15 protein-coding genes are annotated in these 15,018 nt (G+C 73.1%); 8 read left to right on the plus strand and 7 right to left on the minus strand.

Features of this window, described 5'->3' with window-relative positions; translation table 11 throughout:
* Positions 1–28: 28 nt before the first annotated feature.
* The 7 genes from ACFFKU_RS03460 (at position 29) to ACFFKU_RS03490 (ending at position 7,697) form a co-directional block, all read left to right on the plus strand.
* A complete protein-coding gene (locus ACFFKU_RS03460) occupies positions 29–1,540 on the plus strand; it encodes an NCS1 family nucleobase:cation symporter-1 (protein WP_380135667.1) in 1,512 nt (503 codons plus the stop codon).
* Positions 1,541–1,545: 5 nt separating this feature from the next.
* Entirely contained in the window at positions 1,546–2,286 is a 741-nt protein-coding gene (locus ACFFKU_RS03465; protein WP_380135668.1) for an aspartate/glutamate racemase family protein, read from the plus strand.
* A gap of 11 nt (positions 2,287–2,297) precedes the next feature.
* Complete coding sequence (locus ACFFKU_RS03470; protein WP_380135669.1) at positions 2,298–3,008, plus strand: GntR family transcriptional regulator; 711 nt, start codon at positions 2,298–2,300, stop codon at positions 3,006–3,008.
* Positions 3,005–4,348: an allantoinase AllB gene (gene allB / locus ACFFKU_RS03475; protein WP_380135672.1), complete on the plus strand. Its 1,344-nt coding sequence runs from the start codon at positions 3,005–3,007 to the stop codon at positions 4,346–4,348. Before ACFFKU_RS03470 ends, allB begins: the two co-directional genes overlap by 4 nt.
* A gap of 135 nt (positions 4,349–4,483) precedes the next feature.
* Positions 4,484–5,869, plus strand: coding sequence for an aspartate aminotransferase family protein (locus ACFFKU_RS03480; protein ID WP_380136109.1), 1,386 nt, complete (start codon positions 4,484–4,486; stop codon positions 5,867–5,869).
* Positions 5,870–5,930: 61 nt separating this feature from the next.
* Entirely contained in the window at positions 5,931–7,379 is a 1,449-nt protein-coding gene (argG, locus tag ACFFKU_RS03485; protein WP_380135675.1) for an argininosuccinate synthase, read from the plus strand.
* A 12-nt stretch (positions 7,380–7,391) separates the two neighbouring features.
* Complete coding sequence (locus ACFFKU_RS03490; protein ID WP_380135677.1) at positions 7,392–7,697, plus strand: antibiotic biosynthesis monooxygenase family protein; 306 nt, start codon at positions 7,392–7,394, stop codon at positions 7,695–7,697.
* Between the two features lie 101 nt (positions 7,698–7,798).
* On the opposite strand, the gene ACFFKU_RS03495 is transcribed toward ACFFKU_RS03490, so the two are convergent.
* The 5 genes from ACFFKU_RS03495 to ACFFKU_RS03515 form a co-directional block, all read right to left on the minus strand.
* The gene (locus ACFFKU_RS03495) at positions 7,799–8,203 is read right to left on the minus strand and encodes a hypothetical protein (RefSeq protein WP_380135678.1); all 405 of its coding nucleotides are present in this window, start codon (positions 8,201–8,203) and stop codon (positions 7,799–7,801) included.
* Between the two features lie 41 nt (positions 8,204–8,244).
* Entirely contained in the window at positions 8,245–8,877 is a 633-nt protein-coding gene (locus ACFFKU_RS03500; RefSeq protein ID WP_380135680.1) for an FMN-dependent NADH-azoreductase, read from the minus strand.
* A gap of 35 nt (positions 8,878–8,912) precedes the next feature.
* Positions 8,913–9,698 (minus strand): peptidase, encoded by a 786-nt coding sequence (locus ACFFKU_RS03505; protein WP_380135683.1) that lies wholly within the window; start codon positions 9,696–9,698, stop codon positions 8,913–8,915.
* 153 nt (positions 9,699–9,851) lie between these two features.
* Complete coding sequence (locus ACFFKU_RS03510) at positions 9,852–10,802, minus strand: sensor histidine kinase (protein ID WP_380135684.1); 951 nt, start codon at positions 10,800–10,802, stop codon at positions 9,852–9,854.
* A 1-nt stretch (position 10,803) separates the two neighbouring features.
* The gene (locus ACFFKU_RS03515; protein WP_380135686.1) at positions 10,804–11,511 is read right to left on the minus strand and encodes a response regulator transcription factor; all 708 of its coding nucleotides are present in this window, start codon (positions 11,509–11,511) and stop codon (positions 10,804–10,806) included.
* A gap of 313 nt (positions 11,512–11,824) precedes the next feature.
* Between ACFFKU_RS03515 and ACFFKU_RS03520 the strand changes: the two genes are divergently transcribed.
* Positions 11,825–12,247, plus strand: coding sequence for a DUF4232 domain-containing protein (locus ACFFKU_RS03520; RefSeq protein ID WP_380135688.1), 423 nt, complete (start codon positions 11,825–11,827; stop codon positions 12,245–12,247).
* Here ACFFKU_RS03520 and ACFFKU_RS03525 read toward each other — a convergent pair.
* Together ACFFKU_RS03525 and ACFFKU_RS03530 are read right to left on the minus strand one after the other, a co-directional pair.
* Complete coding sequence (locus tag ACFFKU_RS03525; protein ID WP_380135690.1) at positions 12,232–13,851, minus strand: AtzH-like domain-containing protein; 1,620 nt, start codon at positions 13,849–13,851, stop codon at positions 12,232–12,234. The genes ACFFKU_RS03520 and ACFFKU_RS03525 overlap by 16 nt on opposite strands.
* Positions 13,848–14,933 carry an acetamidase/formamidase family protein gene (locus ACFFKU_RS03530; protein WP_380135691.1) on the minus strand — a complete coding sequence of 362 codons (1,086 nt, stop codon included), beginning with the start codon at positions 14,931–14,933 and terminating at the stop codon, positions 13,848–13,850. The genes ACFFKU_RS03525 and ACFFKU_RS03530 overlap by 4 nt, the downstream gene beginning before the upstream one ends.
* Positions 14,934–15,018 lie beyond the last annotated feature (85 nt).

A 15,018-nucleotide genomic window follows, 5' to 3' on the forward strand; every position in this document is an offset into this window, starting at 1 on the left:
ACCGCTGGTGTCCAGGAGGAGAGCTGACATGTCGGAGCTGACCGCCCCGGTGGTCGCCGAGCACGGCGGCAACGTCGCCGGGGCCGCGATCGTGAAACCGGGGTACGACCCCCGGTTGACCAACGGTGACCTCGCCCCGTTGGAACGGCAGAACTGGAAGGCCTACAACTTCTTCGCGTTCTGGATGTCCGACGTGCACAGCGTCGGCGGGTACCTGACCGCCGGTTCGCTCTTCGCGCTCGGACTGGCCGCCTGGCAGGTGCTGGTGGCCCTGCTGGTCGGGATCACCATCGTCTACCTGCTCTGCAACCTGGTGGCGAAACCCTCCCAGCTCACGGGAACCCCCTACCCGGTCGCCTCGCGCGTCGCGTTCGGCGTCCTCGGCGCCAACGTCCCGGCCGTGATCCGCGGGCTCATCGCCGTCGCCTGGTACGGCATCCAGACCTACCTGGCCTCCCAGGCGTTGATCGTCCTCGGGCTCAAGCTGTGGCCGGGCCTCGCGCCCTACGCCGAGGTCGAGAACTACGGGTTCCTCGGGCTGCACCTGCTGGGCTGGGTCGCCTTCGCGATCATGTGGGTCGTGCAGGCGCTGGTGTTCTGGCGCGGCATGGAGGCGATCCGCAAGTTCATCGACTTCTGCGGGCCGGCCGTCTACGTCGTCATGTTCGCCCTCGCCGCGTACCTCATCGTGCAGGCCGGCGGGTTCGGCAACGTGAGCCTGAACCTGGCCGAGGTCGAGCACAGCGGTCTCGGGGCTCTCGGGGTCATGGTCGTCGCGGTGGCTCTGGTCGTCTCCTACTTCTCCGGCCCGATGCTGAACTACGGCGACTTCGCGCGCTACGGCCGCACCATGGGCGAGGTCCGCAAGGGCAACTTCCTCGGGCTGCCGATCAACTTCATGGTCTTCTCCGTGCTCGTGGTGGTCACCGCCTCGGCGACCGTCCCGGTCTACGGGGAACTCATCACCGACCCGGTCGAGACCGTCGCCCGCATGGACAGCGTGGTCGCCATCGTGCTGGCCTGCCTGACCTTCACCGTCGCGACCGTCGGCATCAACATCGTGGCGAACTTCGTCTCCCCGGCGTTCGACTTCTCCCACGTGGCCCCGCAGAAGATCTCGTGGCGCACGGGCGGGATGATCGCCGCGATCGGCTCGGTGCTGCTGACCCCGTGGAACCTCTACAACTCGCCCGAGACCATCCACTACACGCTGGACACGCTCGGGGCGTTCATCGGCCCCCTGTACGGCGTGCTCATCGCCGACTTCTACCTCATCAAGCGTCAGCAGATCGTCGTCGACGACCTGTTCACCATGGACGAGGCGGGGACCTACCACTACCGCAAGGGCGTCAACCCGTTGGCCGTCGCCGCCACGGTGTCCGGGGCCCTGCTCGCCCTGTACGTGGTGTTCTTCACCACCGCCACCGCCGCAGCGTTCAGCTGGTTCATCGGGGCGGGCATCGGGTTCGCCGTCTACTGGCTGGGTCGTCACACCCTGCCCGCCAAGGCCCGCGCCACCGTCGACCTGACCCGGAGCTGACCGCCGTGAGCACCCCCGCCGCCGACCGGACGATCCTCGTCGTCAACGTGAACACCTCCGCGGAGGTGACCGAGACGATCCGCCGGTCGGCGGCGGCCGCGGTCTCGGCCGGGACCCGGGTCGTCGCGCTCACCCCGCGGTTCGGACCGGCGTCGGTGGAGTCGAACTACGAGAGCCACCTCTCCGCGGTCGGGGTCCTCGACGCCGTGCAGCGCCACGACGGTCCGTTCGACGCCGTGGTCCATGCCGGTTTCGGGGAGGTCGGGCGGGAGGCGTTGCAGGACGTCCTCACCGTGCCGGTGGTCGACATCACCGAGGCGGCGGCGCACACCGCCTGCCTGCTTGGCCGGACCTACGGCGTGGTCACCTCCCTCACCCGGGCGGCCCCGGCCATCCACGACCGGTTGCTGCTCTCCGGACTGGCCGGGCGGTGCGTGGGGATACGGGCGGTGGACCGCCCGGTGCTGGAGCTCGACGCCGACCCGGAGTCGACCGCCAAGGGTTTCGTGACCGAGGCCCAGGCCCTCGTGGACGACCACGGCGCGGAGGTGGTGCTGCTGGGGTGCGCCGGCATGGCCGGGGTCACCGAGGCGGTCCAGGCGGCCCTGCCGGTGCCGGTGGTGGACGGCGTGGCCGCCGCGGCGCGGCTCGCCGAGTCGCTGGTCGGGTTGGGGCTGTCGACGTCCAAGGCGCGCAGTTACGCTGCCCCGCAGCCCAAGCCGATCCTCGGCTGGCCGCTGCGCTAGGAGGTGGGGTCGTGCGAGCAGGGCGCCCGGTCCTGGAGGCGTTGCGGGCCAGCATCGTCGAGGGCGGCTACCCCCCGGGGGCGCCGCTCGACGTGGACGCCCTCGCCGCCGAGCACGACGTCAGCCGCATCCCGGTGCGGGAGGCGCTGATGACCCTCGTCGGGGAGGGGCTCCTGGAGCACCGGCCCCGTCGTGGGTACACCGTGACCCGCCTCGGCGACGGGGAACTCGTGGAACTCTTCGGGGTGCGCGCCACCCTGGAGCGGTCGGCCCTGGCCGTCGCGGTGCGCGTCCGGACCCCGGACGACGTCGCCGCCGCTCGGGCCGCCCACGAGGCGCTGCTGCGCGCGGTCGCCACCGCCGACGACCGCGAGTACCACCGGCGGAGCCGGCAGTTCCACCTCGCGCTGACGCGTCCGTCGGGGATGCTGCGCCTGCTGGGGGTGTTCGAACGGATCTGGGACGTCACCGAGGCCTACCGGCCCATGGAGGCCCTCGACCCGCGGGAGGCCGAGGCGTTGCGCGGTGAGCACGAACAGATGCTGCAGGCCTTCGCCGAGGGCGACGGCGAGCGGTTGCTCGCGGTCGCCGACCAGCACTCGGGGCATCTGAGCGACCGGGTGCGTCGGCTCCCGCCGCCGAGCGACCTGCCCCCCGCCCCCACCCGCCGGGCCCGTCGTCGCACGGTGGTCCCCGACGTCGTCCAGGAAGAGGACCGATGAGCACCCTCCCCCCGTCCGATCTCGTCCTGCGCGCCCCCCGGGCCGTCGTGGACGGGACGGAACGCCCGGTCGCCGTCGTGGTCACCGCCGGGCGCGTCGTCGACCTCCTCGACCTCGACGCGGACGTGCCCGCGGTGACCGAGGTGCGGCTGGCCGACGACGAGGTGCTGCTCCCCGGGTTGGTGGACACCCACGTGCACGTCAACGAACCGGGGCGCACCGAGTGGGAGGGTTTCGCGAGCGCGACCCGCGCGGCGGCGGCCGGGGGGATCACCACCATCGTCGACATGCCGCTGAACAGCGTGCCGGTCACGCTCGACCCGGCCTCGCTCGCGGTCAAGCGGGCGGCGGCGCAAGGGCAGTGCGTCGTCGACGTGGGGTTCTGGGGCGGGGCCGTGCCGGGCAACGCCCCGGACCTGCCCGGCCTGCACGCGGCCGGGGTGTTCGGGGTGAAGTGCTTCCTGCTCGACTCGGGCATCGAGGAGTTCCCGCCCCTGGACGTCGAGGGGTTGCGGGCCGCGTGCCGGGAGCAGGCCGCCGTGGACGGGTTGCTGCTGGCCCACGCCGAGGACCCGGCGGAGATCGCGGCGGCCGCGCACCCCGGAGGACCGTCCTACGCCGACTTCGAGGCCTCGCGTCCACCGAGCGCGGAGGCCACCGCCATCCGCACCCTGGTGTCGGTCGCCCGGGAGACGGGCGCGCGCGTCCACGTCGTGCACCTCTCCTCCGCGGCCGGGCTCGCCGAGGTCGCCGCGGCCAAGGCCGAGGGGGTCCGGATCACGGTGGAGACGTGCCCGCACTACCTCAGCCTGGACGCGGCCGCCGTGCCCGACGGGAACACGTTCTTCAAGTGCTGCCCGCCGATCCGGGGCGGCGCCGAGCAGGACGCGCTCTGGGCCGGGCTGCGGTCCGGGACCATCGACTGCGTCGTGTCCGACCACTCGCCCTGCACGGCGGACCTCAAACGACGGGACACGGGGGACTTCGGGGTGGCATGGGGCGGGATCGCCTCGTTGCAGATCGGGCTGCCGGTCGTGTGGACCGCGGCCCGCGCCCGCGCGGTCCCGCTCGCGGAGGTCGTGGGCTGGATGGCGACGCGCACCGCCGACCTCGTCGGCCTGACCGACCGGGGCCGGCTCGCGCCCGGTGCCGTGGCCGATCTCGCGGTGTTCGCACCCGAGGAGCGCTGGACCGTGCGCGGCGCCGACCTGGAGCACCGCAACGCCGTCACCCCGTACGAGGGGCTCGAGCTGACCGGCCGCGTGCGCTCCACCTGGCGACGCGGGCGCCGGCTCGCCGCGGGCGACCCGCCGACGGGGGAGCTGCTGCGCGCGCGGTGACTCGGGACCGACCGCGGTGCGGACCCGGGGGGCGGGACGGGACGGTGCGATGATGGGTCATTCGCGACGCACCGTCGCGCACCCCGCCCCCGCGGGCCCGAGTGAGGAGGGAACACCGTGACCGTCACCGAGCAGATCGTCAACGACACCCAGCTGAAGGGTGACCTCGCCGCCGCCGCCCGCGACCACCTCTGGATGCACTTCGCCCGCATGGGCGCCTACCAGGACCACCCCGCCCCGGTCATCGACCGGGCCGAGGGCGCCTACCTGTGGGACACGCACGGGCACAAGGTCCTCGACGGGCTGTCCGGGTTGTTCGTCGTCCAGGTCGGGCACGGGCGCGAGGAGCTGGCCGAGGTCATGGCCGAGCAGGCGCGCAAGCTCGCGTTCTTCCCCGTGTGGGGCTACGCGACCGAACCGGCGATCCGGTTGGCCGAGCGCATCGCCGGGTACGCCCCGGGCGACCTCAACCGCGTGTTCTTCACCACCGGTGGTGGCGAGGCGGTGGAGAGCGCCTGGAAACTCGCCAAGCAGTTCTTCAAGCTCACGGGCAAGCCCCTGAAGCACAAGGTGATCTCGCGGATGACCGCCTACCACGGGACCCCGCAGGGGGCCCTGGCGATCACCGGGTTGCCGCCCATGAAGCAGGCCTTCGAGCCGTTGACGCCCGGCGGTTTCCGCGTCCCGAACACCAACATCTACCGCGCCGAGCGGATGGGGGCGCCCACCGACCCGCACGAGTTCGGGGTGTGGGCGGCCGACCGCATCGAGGAGGCCATCCTCTTCGAGGGCCCCGACACCGTGGCCGCGGTGTTCCTCGAACCGGTGCAGAACTCGGGTGGGTGCTTCACGCCCCCGCCGGGCTACTTCCAGCGGGTCCGCGAGATCTGCGACCGGCACGACGTCCTGCTGGTCTCCGACGAGGTGATCTGCGGGTTCGGCCGGCACGGCACGATGTTCGCGGCGGAGAAGTTCGGCTACCAGCCCGACATCATCACCTGCGCCAAGGGGATGAGTTCCGGGTACGGGCCCATCGGCGCGATGATCGCCACCGACCGCCTGATGGAGCCGTTCCTCAAGGACAAGGCCTGGTTCCCGCACGGGTACACGTTCGCCGGCCACCCGGTCTCGGCCGCGGTGTCGCTGGCCAACCTCGACATCTTCGAGCGGGAGAACCTCAACCAGCGGGTGCTGGACAACGAGGACGCCCTTGGCGCGACGCTGCGCAAGCTGCTCGACCTCGACATCGTCGGCGACGTGCGTGGCGACGGGTACTTCTGGGCCGTCGAACTGGTCAAGGACAAGACCACCAAGGAGACGTTCGGCCCCGCCGAGCGCGAGACCCTCATCAAGCAGTTCCTGCCGAAGGCGCTGTTCCGCAACGGTCTCTACGCCCGCCCCGACGACCGCGGTGAGCCCGTCATCCAGGTGGCCCCGCCGTTGACCTGCGGGCAGGCCGAGTTCGACGAGATGGAGCGCATCCTGCGGACCACGTTGACGGAGGCCCAGCAGCTGCTCTGACCCGGGCGGGCCGGGAGGTCGGTGGTTGTATGGACATGCAGCAGGGTGCATAATCACCCACATGTCTAAGGTGCTGACCTCCCTGCCCGTCGGTGAGCGCGTCGGGATCGCCTTCTCCGGCGGCCTCGACACCTCCGTCGCTGTCGCCTGGATGCGCGACAAGGGCGCGGTGCCCTGCACGTACACCGCGGACATCGGTCAGTACGACGAGCCCGACATCGACTCGGTCCCCGGCCGGGCCAGCGCCTACGGGGCCGAGCTGGCGCGCCTGGTCGACTGCAAGGCCGCCCTCGTCGAGGAGGGTCTCGCCGCTCTCACCTGCGGCGCCTTCCACATCCGCACCGGCGGTCGCGCCTACTTCAACACGACCCCGCTCGGTCGCGCCGTGACCGGCACCCTGCTGGTCCGCGCCATGCTCGAGGACGACGTCCAGATCTGGGGCGACGGGTCCACCTACAAGGGCAACGACATCGAGCGGTTCTACCGCTACGGCCTGCTGGCCAACCCCGGACTGCGCATCTACAAGCCCTGGCTGGACTCCGCCTTCGTCGGGGAGCTCGGTGGGCGCAAGGAGATGTCGGAGTGGCTGCAGGCGCACGACCTGCCCTACCGCGACTCGACGGAGAAGGCGTACTCCACCGACGCCAACATCTGGGGCGCGACGCACGAGGCGAAGTCCCTGGAGCACCTCGACACCGGCCTGGAGATCGTGCAGCCGATCATGGGCGTGCGGTTCTGGGACGAGGGTGTCGAGATCCCCACCGAGGACGTCACCATCGGGTTCGAGCAGGGTCGGCCCACCACCATCAACGGGTCCACCTTCGCGACCGCGGTCGACCTCGTCCTCGAGGCCAACAAGATCGGTGGTCGGCACGGGCTGGGGATGTCCGACCAGATCGAGAACCGCATCATCGAGGCCAAGTCCCGCGGCATCTACGAGGCGCCGGGCATGGCCCTGCTGCACGCCGCCTACGAGCGCCTCGTCAACGCGATCCACAACGAGGACACCCTCGCCAGCTACCACAACGAGGGCCGCCGCCTGGGTCGGCTCATGTACGAGGGTCGCTGGCTCGACCCGCAGGCCCTCATGCTCCGGGAGTCGTTGCAGCGCTGGGTCGGCATGGCCGTCACCGGTGAGGTGACGCTGCGGCTGCGGCGCGGGGAGGACTACTCGATCGTCGACACCACCGGGCCCGCGTTCAGCTACCACCCCGACAAGCTGTCGATGGAGCGCACCGAGGACTCCGCCTTCGGCCCGACCGACCGCATCGGGCAGCTGACCATGCGCAACCTCGACATCGCCGACTCGCGCTCCAAGCTGGAGCAGTACGCCGTGCTCGGCCTCGTCGGCGGCTCGACCGCTGCCCCCATCGGGGCGGCCCAGGCCGCGGCCACCGGACTCATCGGGGCGATGGACGCCGGTGGGGCCGAGGAGATCGCCTCCGCCGGTGCGCTGTCGGTCGACGACGCGGCGCTGACCCGCGCCGCCATGGAGGCCGGGACCGACTGACGGTCCGGCCCGATGATCCGCAACGTAGTGCTCGGGCGGCTGCGGTCGTCCGGGTCCGAGGAGTCGGCCGCGGCCGATCTCGCGCAACTCCGCGACGGGTTGCGCGGGATCGCCGCGCTGCGCCTCCCGGGTCTGCTGGACAACCGGGTCGGCCTCGACGCGGGGTTGCGCGCCGGGGCGTGGAGTTTCGCCATCACCAACGACTGGGTCGACGCCGAGGCGTACCGCGCCTACGACGTCGACCCCGAGCACAACGTGCACCGGGCCCGCATCGTCGAGGTCTGCGTCGACGTCGCCCGGGTGCAGTTCGAGGTCTGAACCGGCTCTCCGGTTCAATTCTCCTCGCCGGGGCGAAGGTTTGCCGGCAGCGTGAGGTCACCGGGTCCGAGGTTCCCGTCGGCGTCGAGCCGGACCGAGGTTCAGCGGCCTTCGCGCTCACAACCCCTTCCGAAGCTGGGGTAGACGACGGGCAGGGTCGGAACGGTCACCGTGCTCTCCTGCACCAGGAGGCCGCTGTCGGTGTGGTGGACGCGGAACGTCACCGTGACCGGATCGGGTGTCTCTTCGATCGAGAGGGGGGCGGGGAACATGCCGTCCTCGACCGGCCAGTAGGCGGTGTCCAACTCCGAGCACCGGTCCGCGGCACAGACCTCCAGGGAGCGTGGACCCCGTTCGGCCGGGGCGGCGACGTCGTAGGCCGATCCGTCGACCTGGATGCCGCTCGGTGATCCCTCGTCGGTGCATGCGATGGCGCCGGTGCACGAGGTGCCGACGGTCGACGAGACCAGGAGGAGCGCGACGGGCCCGTACGGGCGGATCAGCATGGTCCTCCGACGCGCCTCGGGCCGCCCCGGTTCCGTCCGGGTCAGAGGGTCGAGCCGAGCTCCCGGGCGCGGTCCAGGGCCGCCGCGAACTCGGCGTCGCTGCGGTCGGCGAACCCGGCGAGGTCGGGCACCCGGTGGGCCAGGGTGATGCTGGTCTGCACGACGGTGACGTCCATGCGCAGCGCGTCACCCAGGATGATCTTCAGGACCGGGACACCGTGGTCCCACCCCTCGGTCGGGGTGCCCTCGTCGTAGACGGCGCCGCGGCTGCTGACGACGACCGCCGGTCGACCGGTCATGGGTTCGGTGCCCGCCCCGAACATCACCCCGGGGACGTGGATGCAGTCCAGCCAGACCTTCAGCGTCGAGGGCACCGTGTAGTTGTAGAGCGGCGCCCCGACGACGACCGCGTCGACACTGGACAGCTCCTCGATGACGCTGCGCTGCAACGTCTCCCACTCGGTGGGGACGACGGTGCCCGCGGTCCGGTCGGCGGCGGCCCAGTGCAGTTCCGGGTGGGGGATGTGGGGCAGCGGGTCGGTGTGCAGGTCGCGCCGCACCACCTCGTAGTCCTCGCCCCGGGCCGCCCAGGCCTCGGCCAGCGCGGCGGTGATGGCGCGGGAACGGGACCCGGTGAGGTCGGCGGAGGAGTCCAGGTGCAGCAGTCGGGGCATGGCCGCACGCTACGCCCCGGACCCGGCCCCGCGCCTCAACCCCGCGGGATCGACAGCGTGAGCGCGTAGTGGCTGTGCGCCGGTGACTGAACGGTGAGCCGGTAGGTCCCGGTGGCGGGCAGCGTGAACGTGCCGTGGGCCTGCTCGCTGGTCATCTGGTTGTGCAACGGGCTGCCGTCGGGGGCCACCAGGTCCCAGGTCCCGAGCGGACTGGAATCGGTGAACGTGATGCTCGCCCGCTGCCCGGCGCGGGCGTCGAAGCGGTAGTCGGTCGAGGCGGCCGCCGAACCCCGGCGGCCCGTGACGGTGGCGGACGTCGCCCCCGGGGCGAAGACGATCGCCCCGGCCGTGGTGCCGCCGGATCGCGGGGCGGGGATCGAGAGCGTGAGGTCGTAGCTCGCCGGACGCGACGAGACGATGTCGACGTAGTAGCGCCCGGTCTCGGGCAGCGTGTACGCGAAGTCGCTCTGCCGCGGGCTGCGGGCGTCGTGGACGGCCGGCCCGGTCGGACCGACCAGCGTCCAGGTCATCGCCGACGTGCTGCGGGCCAGATGAAACGTGGCCCGCTGGCCCGCGCGGGCGTCGAAGGTGTACCGCTGGTCGCCGTGCGCGGCGACCTTGCCCGCCACGTGGGCCGACGTGGCCCCGGCGGCGAAGTGGATGGGCGTCGCCGTCGGCACGGTGGGGGCGGCGATGGCGGCACCCGCCCCGGCCAGACCGGCGGTGGCGAGCAGGGCGGCAGCAACGGTGATCTTGCCACGCATGATGTTCTCCTCGACGGGGGATCCGATCCCCCGGACCGTGGGTTCGTGACCGCTCATGCGGCCACGTCGACAACGCTAGGGACGCGGTGTGGCGCCGCGGTGACCGTGGTGCCACCGTTCCGGGACAGCGTGTGTCGAGATGGGAACACGCCCGCGCGGCCCGGCGGATTCCTTGATCACGGGGGGTGGGGAGGGGTGGCCGCGGCGGGGTCAGTCCCGCTCGGTCGGCACCGGCAGGACGGCCCGGACGACGGTTCCCGCCCCCTCCCGGCTCTCGATCGACACCCGGCCCCCGTGCCGTTCCACGACGGCCCGGACGAGGGGCAACCCGAGTCCGCTGCCGGTGACGGACCGCGCCGACTGGCTGCGGAACAGTTCGTCCCAGACGTGCGGGAGGTCGTCGGCGGGGATCCCCTGCCCCGTGTCGGCCACCTCGACCAGGACCCCCTCGGGGGTCTCCCGGCCACGGATCTCCACCCGACCTCCTGCCGGGGTGTACTTCACGGCGTTGTCGACGAGGTTCACCACGGCCAGGGTGAGCAGGTCCGCGTCACCGTCGACCGCGGGCAACGGCCACGGGGCCCGGGGGACGTCCACGCTGATCCGCCGCCCCTCGGCGCGGGGTTGCTCACCGACGATCTCGACCGCCTCCTCCAGCAGGGCCGTGACGTCCACCGGGCGGCGGGTCAGCGGGCTGGTCTCGACGTCGGCGATCTTGCGCAGGTCGGCCGTGAGCCGGCTCAACCGCAGGACCTGCTCCTCGATGCTGCGCAGGCCCCGATCCTTCTGCGCCGCAGGGGTCTCCGCCGCCGCGACGTTGGCCAGGGCCACCCGCATCGCGGTCAGCGGGTTCTTGAGCTCGTGGTCCAACCGTCCCAGCAGCAGCTGCCGGTCCCGGGTCGCCCGGTCCGCGACCTCGGTTCGCAACCGTCGCTCGCGGCGCCCGCGTTCCCGCTCCCGTCGTCGCCGTCGAGCACCCCGCAGGACGAGCGCCAGGACGAGGACCCCGCCGAGGGCGAGGGTCCAGTCCGCGGGCCGCGCACCGACCTCGGCCGTCACCCGGTCCTGCCCGCCGGGCCACCACCCGGACCCCCACCCCAGGGCGAGGGCGGCGGTCAGCAGCGCGACGACGACCGGGGCGAGGAAGGGGCGGACGCGCACGTCAGGCCCGCTCGACGTGACCGGAGAACCGGTAGCCGGTACCCAGCACCGTCGTGATCAACCGCGGGGCGGCGGAGTCGTCCTCGAGTTCCCGGCGCAGTTCGGCGACGCGGGTGTCCACCGACCGGGTGCTCGTCTGGTAGCTCCACCCCCAGACCGCCTCGAGCAACCGTTCCCGGGTCATGACCTCGTCCGGATGGGTCATGAGGTACGCCAGCAGGGCGGTGGCGCGGGGTGTGAGGACCACCTCGCGCTCGCCCTTCCAGACCCGTTGGGAGACCCGGTCGAGCAGCACCGGCCCGCTGCGCAACCGTGAGGACTGCCCGAGCCCCCCGCCTCCGGTCCCCTCCTGCCGCCGCAGCACCGCGCGGATGCGGGCGGTGAGTTCCTGCGGGTCGAAGGGTTTGTTCAGGTAGTCGTCGGCCCCCTCCTCCAGCGCCATCGCCCGCTCGCTGGACTCGCCGACCTGGGTCAGCAGGATGACCGGGGTCTCGATCTTCTCCCGGCGCAGGGTCCGCAGCACGGCCCGGCCGTCGAGGCGGGGCATCATCACGTCCAGCACGACGAGGTCCGGGCGCCGGGCCCGGACCCGGGCCAGCGCCTCCTCCCCGTCGTGGGCGACGACCACGTCGAAACCCGCGCGGGACAGCAGCGGCGCCAGGTTGTCGGTGATCGCCGTCTCGTCGTCGGCGAGCAGGATGGTCGGCACGTCCCGATCATCCCCCCGGGGGCAGGATGAGGCCGTGCGCCCCCGGCTCCGACCCGCCCTTCCCGTCACGTCCGCGGTGCTGCTGCTGCTCGCCGCGTGCTCGTTCCAGGGCGGGGTCGGCGTGGAACCGCCGAGCCCGACGGCTGGTCCCGCCTCGCCGACGTCCGGGCCCCCGACCCCCTCGACCCCGGCGAACCCGCCCGCGTCTTCGACATCCCCACAGACGTCCCCACAGACGTCCCCGCCGACCTCCTCGACCGCGACGACCCCGGCCCCCGGGTCACCCCCGCCCTCGTCCGCCGCTGGGGCACCGGTGGCCTGCGTCGACGAGGACCTGGCCCCGGGCCTGGCCCCGGGTGCGACGGCGGGGGCGGCGGCCGGGTCGGCGACCATCACCCTCACCAACATCTCGCCCCGCACCTGCACCGTGCGCGGTTTCGGCGGGGTCAGTCTCGGCCGCAGCGACGGCGGGACGATCCTGTCCAGCCAGCAGCGGACGGACGACTCCCCGGTCCTGGTGGTGCTCGCCCCCGGGGACCGGGCCCGTTCGGGCATCACCTGGTCGCGCACCGCGGACACCGCCGTGGGGGAGCCCGCCACCGGCGACTGCGAGGCGGTCCCCACGTCGTTGCTGGTCATCCCGCCCGACCAGATCGCCCCGATCGCGATCCCGTGGAACTTCGGACCCGTGTGTGCGCAGGGCCGACTGGTCCAGACCCCCTACGTGGCCGACTGACCCGGCCGCTCCTCGGTCGCGCGGTGCCGCCGACCCTCGGGGGCCACCCGCGTGAGCAGGTCCAGGAGGCCGGCGTCGGCTCCGGCCGGGGCCAGCACCGACAACCCGACCGGGAGTTCCCCCACCCGACCCCACGGCAACCCGAGCACCGGGACCCCGGCGCCCGAGGCGAGGGAGGTCAACGGGAGCGTCGACGCCCGGGCGGCCTCCCACTGCGCCGGGGAGGCGTCGAGGAGCGGCGCCGGACCCGCGGTGCTGGGCAGGGTCAACCATCCGTGCGCGAGCAGCGCGGCGAGTCGTGAGGCGCTGCGCCGCAACGTCTCGCGAGCGAGGTCGACGTCGACCGGGTCGGTCCCGGCCCCAGTGCGGAACCGGGCCTCGACCGCGGGGGAGACCGCGCCCGGGTTCTCCTCGACGAACCGTCCGTGGGCCGCCCAGGCTTCCGCGGCCTGCACCGTCCGGAAGGCGGCGGTCCAGGCCTGCACCTCTTCGGTCCCGAATTCACCCCCCGGCAGGTCGACGACGTCCAGCAGGGGAAGTCCCGTCTGCACGGCCAACGCGGTCAGGGCCGCGTCCACCGCGACCGCGGTCGCCGGTTCGGCGAGGCCGGACAGGGTCGCGCTGCGCAGCAGGGCCCGCGGTCGCTCGACGGTCCCCGGGACACCCAGCAGGATCCGGCCCGCCCGCAGCAGGACCGCGGGCTCGGCGGCGAGCAGGCCGACCGTGTCGAAACTCGGCGCGAGCGGGAGGACCCCCTCGACGTCCACCGCCCCGTGGGTCGGCCGCCAGGCGTAGAGGCCGCAGAACGACCCCGGCACCCGCAGCGACCCGGCGGTGTCGGTGCCGATCCCCAGGTCGGCCGCCCCGACCGCCACGGCTGCGGCCGGTCCGCTGGTGGAACCCCCGGTCGTCCGCCCGGGGGCCGCGACGTTCGCCGGCGTCCCGTAGTGCGCGTTCGTCCCCATCAGGGAGAACGCGAACTCGTCGGTCTGCGCGATCCCCGTCACGTCGGCCCCCGCGTCGAGCAGGGCCCGCAGGGCGGGAGCGGTGCGCGTGGCCGGGACCGCCCGCTCCAGGTGGGCGGGGACCCCGGCCCCGACCCGGTGGCCGGTCAGGTCCACGAGATCCTTGACCGCGACGCGCACCCCGGCGAGCTCGCCGTGCCCGGAGCCGCGGACCAGCGCCCCTCCGTCGGGGCCGCGCTCCCGCCACGTCGCCCGGTCCGGTCCCGGGGCGACGGTCGGCACGGGGGCCGCGGGTGCCCCGGAGACGTGGGCCGCGATGATGCGCCATCCCTCGCCGCGTCGTTCCCAGACCTGGGTCTGCAACCCGGACCCGCCGTCGACGCGTTCGGTCTCCGAGACGGTGACGGCGTGCCCGGGGGCCGGTTCGCGGACGTGGACCCGGCGCAGGTGGCGCACCGGGGCCCCACCCCGGCGGGCCCGGTAGTCCGAGATCTCCCCGTGCCCCACCAGGGCGGTTCCCCCCTCCGCCCGCACCGTCGCGAGGCCGTCGGCGAACCAGGTGTCGAGGGCAGCGAGGTCGTTGTCGCGCAACGCGTTCTCGTACTCGTGCGCGGCGCGGAGCAGTTCGGCGTCGGTCACGAGCCCACCCCTCGGAGTTCGTGCAGGTCGGCCTTGCGGATGAGTCCGTGCACCCCGCACGTGCGGTCGACCACCTGGGAGACGGCGAAGTTCCCGGCCGCGGAGAGGTAGGCGTAGGCGTGCGCCCGCTCCATCCCCGCGTCCTGCAGCAGGTCCAGCGCCGTCCGGACCGCCTGGCGCATCGCCTCGTCGAGGTCCGGGTCCAGGCCGATGGGCACCAGCAGTTCCGGGGTCTCCGCCCAGATCCGGTCGCGCAGCCGCACCGCCGCCGCCGGGACGAGGTCGAGGCGCAACCGGGCCCGCAACGGGGCCTCGAACGCCGTCAGCGCGACCTCGCCGTCGCCCTGGGCGAAGTGCGGGTCACCGGTGTAGACGAGGGCGCCCTCGACCTGGACGGGCAGGTGCAGCGTGGACCCGATGCCGAGGACGGAGACGTCGATGTTGCCCCCGTGCGCCCCCGGTGGGACGGAGTGCTGCCGCCCGGGCCCCGGGGTCGCGACGCCGACCAGACCCAGGAACGGATTCAGCGGGAACCGGACGCGGGCGTCGCTGCCCGGCCGGGCCGGCAGGGAACCGCGCAGCTCGACCGGGTCCCCGTCGACGCGGGCCAGGATGGAGACCGGACCCACCCCGTCGAGGGGGAACTCCCCGGGCAACGCCCCGCGGCCGTGCCGGTTGGAGACGATCCCGTAGTCGGTGCGGAGGTCGAGCGCCTCGACCGTGACGCTCACGACGTCCCCGGGGCGGGCGCCGCGGACCGCGACGGGGCCGGTCACCACGTGCGGCCCGACCCGGGCCGGGTCGTGCTCGACGTCGCGGGCGACGCGCACCGCGTCGGTGAGCACCTCCGCGGCGCCGAACCCGTGCCCGGCGAAGAAGGTGACGGGGTCGCGGCCCTGGTCCTCGAGGATCCCCTCGTGGCTGACGGTGTCGACGAGCACGCTCGCGCCCGGGTCGACCTCCAGGACCGGGGTGTCCGTGCCCACGGGCAGGTCTCCCCAGCGCACCGTCCCCGGCCCGGCCGGGACGTAGGCGGCTCCGGCGACGGGGGCGCCGAGGGGGATGGAGAGGGGTTGCAGCACGGGCACTCGCGGACCTCCACGCCTGAGGGCTTCACGGATGGAACGATCGTTGCATAGAATGAAGCCGTGGAACAGTCGATTCATC

The sequence above is a fragment of the Kineococcus gynurae genome (genome assembly GCF_042433995.1).
In the GTDB taxonomy this organism is placed as follows: Bacteria; Actinomycetota; Actinomycetes; order Actinomycetales; family Kineococcaceae; genus Kineococcus; species Kineococcus gynurae.